General features: G+C 73.0%; 4 protein-coding genes. 2 read left to right on the plus strand and 2 right to left on the minus strand.

The features are described from left to right. Nucleotides 1–33: 33 nt before the first annotated feature. Nucleotides 34–822 carry a hypothetical protein gene (locus STRTUCAR8_RS53605; protein ID WP_006382606.1) on the minus strand — a complete coding sequence of 263 codons (789 nt, stop codon included), beginning with the start codon at nucleotides 820–822 and terminating at the stop codon, nucleotides 34–36. A 288-nt stretch (nucleotides 823–1,110) separates the two neighbouring features. Beyond that, the gene (locus STRTUCAR8_RS42445) at nucleotides 1,111–1,350 is read right to left on the minus strand and encodes a chaplin (RefSeq protein WP_006382607.1); all 240 of its coding nucleotides are present in this window, start codon (nucleotides 1,348–1,350) and stop codon (nucleotides 1,111–1,113) included. A gap of 273 nt (nucleotides 1,351–1,623) precedes the next feature. Here STRTUCAR8_RS42445 and STRTUCAR8_RS42450 point away from each other — a divergent pair, with 273 nt between their 5' ends. Together STRTUCAR8_RS42450 and STRTUCAR8_RS42455 are read left to right on the plus strand one after the other, a co-directional pair. After that, nucleotides 1,624–2,754: a hypothetical protein gene (locus tag STRTUCAR8_RS42450; protein ID WP_006382608.1), complete on the plus strand. Its 1,131-nt coding sequence runs from the start codon at nucleotides 1,624–1,626 to the stop codon at nucleotides 2,752–2,754. Nucleotides 2,755–2,799: 45 nt separating this feature from the next. Beyond that, nucleotides 2,800–3,246: glycosyltransferase (locus tag STRTUCAR8_RS42455; protein ID WP_006382605.1), on the plus strand; the 447-nt coding region annotated here is incomplete at its 3' end.

Raw genomic sequence — 3,246 nt, forward strand, 5'->3', positions numbered from 1 at the left:
CGACGGCTGCCACGACGACCGGGAGGGGCGTCGCTAGCGGGCCGGCAGCGGCAGGGGCGCCACCGCGGCCGGGAGCGGCGGCACCACCGCGGGCAGCTTCGGCAGCGGCGGCAGACCCGCCAGTTCCGGCGCCGGCAGACCGCCGCCGAGCAGGGTGGCGGCGACGAAGCCGACGAGGCTCGTCAACACCCCGGTGACGGCCGGGACGACGTTCGCGACATCGCCGGACGTGACCGCCGTGAGCAGCGTGTCGACCGACTTCTGCAGCGCGGCGAGCGCGTCTCCCTTGATGTCGAGCGGGCCCTTGGCCCCCTTGCCGTCCTTGTGGCTCAACGGAAGGGCGGGCGCGGGCGGCAGCGCGGGCGTCGTCGGGAGGGCCGGGGTCGTGGGGAGGGCGGGCGTCGTGGGCAGGGCGGGCGTGGTCGGCAGCGCCGGGGTCGCCGGAACCTCCGGGGTCGCCGGCAGCGCCACCGGCGGAGTGGCCGGGACCGGGGCCGGTGCCGCCGCCGTGGCCGCGGTGATGGCCGCCTTCACGGCGTCGCCCAGTTTCGTCGCCTCGTCCAGCGGCAGCTGGCCGTTGTCCGCCTTGAGCGTGGCGGTCAGCAGATCGGTGACGGGATTCAGTACGCCGCCCAGGTCGCCCAGCGACTTGACCTGCGCGAGGAGCGCGTCCGCGTTGGGGACGGGCGCCTGGGAGGCCGCGTGGCCGCGCTCGCGGGCCGCGTCACCGTCCGCCGCCAGGGCGGCCGGTGCGCCTATGCCGAGCAGGAGGGTGGCGCAGAGTGCGGTGGACGCGAGACGCCGTGCGGGCAGAGCACGCATGGAAGTTCCTTTCGGTGGTGCGGGGGCGTGTGTCGGACGGTGTGTGCCGGACGATGTGTCCGCCGTCGGATCCACCGTCAGATCCCCCGTTGCCACCTGCAACCGGTCATCCGCACAAAGTGACGGTCCGTCGACCCGGTCCCGTACGTCGTCGCTGGTGAGGCCCTGTTTCAGGGCCCGCTCGGCGAGTTGGCCACCCGGCCCGCCATTCGGGGCACACCGGAAACGCGAACCGGCCGCCCTCCCCGAAGGGAGAGCGGCCGGCAGAAGGGTCCGCGCCGACTTACGTCAGTCGTTGACGCAGGTGTTGCCGAACGCCGGGTTCAGCAGACCGATGACGTTGACGGTGTTGCCGCAGACGTTGACCGGAACGTGGACCGGGACCTGGAGGACGTTGCCCGACAGGACGCCCGGGGAGTGGGCAGCGGCGCCGTGCGCGTCGCTGTCGGCGGCGGCGACACCGGCGGTACCCGCCACGGCGGCGACGGCAACGGTGGAAAGGGCGAGGCCCTTCGCGATACGCGACATGGAGAAGTGCTCCTTGGGAGTTGTCACAAACATCCGGGCGGAAATGCCCAGCGCTGTGTCAACGCGTGGCGCGCGCCCGGGTTGTGCCGCCAATGGAGTGATCCTTCGGTCGCTCGACTGCACGATTCCGACACAGATGCCATGTATCACCAATAAATACGCATAGCGGCTAGAGTTACCCACCTTCCGCCAGCCGCCCCAGACCCACCCAAAAGGTCGACCGTCCTCCGTCCGGCGGTCCCCGACCTCTTTCCCGAAAGGGCAACGCCGGTCATGCGTATTTCCCCGGGTCTTCCGCTGCGCCGTGCGATGGTGGGCGTTTTTGCCGTCGCCGCGATCTGGACTCCGGGGGGTACGTCGACGGCCGCGCCGCCGGTCGGCGGGGATGCCGAGGAGCCCGCCAAGGAGTCGGTGCGCCTGGCGTTCGCGCAGCGCTACAGCGCGCTCCAGCACGGCGGGATCGTCCGCGCGGCCAACGCGTCCATCAGCTGCCGCGCCACCCTCGGGACGTGCGCGGCCATCCGCAGGGGCGAGAACCTCCCCACGGGAACGGGCGGCAGCCGGGCGGTGGTCAACGGTGACCTCGACATGTTCTACGTCGATGTCGACAGCGACCCGAACACGTACAACTCCAGCCGGGCCGAGGTCCGGGTGCCGAAGGGCGGCCGGGCCACCTACGCGCGGCTGTACTGGGGCGGCAATCTCAAGGTCGGTGAGCAGAAGCCGCCGAAGGACAACGGGCGCGTGCTGATCGCCGAGCCCGGCGGCCAGTACAAGGAACTGCTCGCGGACACGGTCGTCGGGCACCGGGTGGCGCACGGCGCCGACGCCTATCAGGCCTCCGCAGATGTCACGAAGCTGGTCCGGGAGAGCGGTTCGGGGCTGTACACCGTCGCGCAGATCAATGTGGCGATGGGGAAGTCGGCGGCCGGGGCGTGGGGCGGCTGGACGCTGGTCGTGGCGTACGAGAAGGCGACGGAGCCGCTGCGGCACCTCGCCGTGTGGGACGGGTTCGACGCGCTGCGGGACCGGACGGGTGACCTCCCGTTGGTCCGGTTGGCCGAACTGCCGTTCCCGGCGGGCGCGAACGGACGCGCGGGTCTGGTCGCCTACGACGGGGACCGCGGCAGCGTCGGCGACTCCCTGACGGTGTCGGTCGCAGGGCGTACGACGGCGCTGGGGGACGCGGCCGACCCCCTCGACGACGTGCTGAATTCGACCGTCGGCGGGCCCGCCTCGGAGCGCGTTCCGGCGTACGCGAACACCCTCGGCTACGACTCGGACGTGTTCGAACTGGATACGGCGCTGCGGCGCGGTGGTGACCAGCTGGCCTTCCGGCTCGTTTCCCAGCGGGACGCGGCGTGGGCCGGCGCACTTTTCGTGGCCGTCGACGCCCGGCAGTAGCCGAGGTGCGTCCGGCACCGCCATCCGTGAGCGAGGAAACCGCGCATGCAACTGATCGCACCGGACCCCCGGCCACGGGTCCTGCACGTCACCCAGCCGGTGGACGGCGGGGCGGCCCGGGTCGTGACGGACCTGGCGCGGGCCCAGCTCGCCGCCGGTCTGCACGTCACGGTCGCCTGCCCGGACGGCGGTGACCTCGCCGCGCGACTGAGGGCGCTCGGCGCCGACGTACACCCCTGGCACGCGACGCGCGCGCCGGGGCCCTCGCTCGTCGGGGAGGTGCGGCGGCTTCGGCGGGTGGTCGGGGCGGTGCGGCCGGATGTCGTGCACGCGCACAGCGCGAAGGCCGGGCTCGCCGCCCGGCTGGCGGTACGGGGGCGGGTGGCGACGGTGTTCCAGCCACACGCCTGGTCGTTCGAGGCGGTCGGCGGGCCCACCGCGGCGCTGGCTCTCAAGTGGGAGCGGTGGGGGGCGCGTTGGGCCTCCCGGGTG

The organism is Streptomyces turgidiscabies Car8 (assembly GCF_000331005.1).
In the GTDB taxonomy this organism is placed as follows: Bacteria; Actinomycetota; Actinomycetes; order Streptomycetales; family Streptomycetaceae; genus Streptomyces; species Streptomyces turgidiscabies.

What these genes read in the sequence shown, in the direction of transcription:
- STRTUCAR8_RS53605 (WP_006382606.1), bottom strand. Translation starts at nt 822, where the DNA reads ATGCGTGCTCTGCCCGCACGGCGTCTCGCGTCCACCGCACTCTGCGCC.
- STRTUCAR8_RS42445 (WP_006382607.1), bottom strand. Translation starts at nt 1,350, where the DNA reads ATGTCGCGTATCGCGAAGGGCCTCGCCCTTTCCACCGTTGCCGTCGCC.
- STRTUCAR8_RS42450 (WP_006382608.1), top strand. Translation starts at nt 1,624, where the DNA reads ATGCGTATTTCCCCGGGTCTTCCGCTGCGCCGTGCGATGGTGGGCGTT.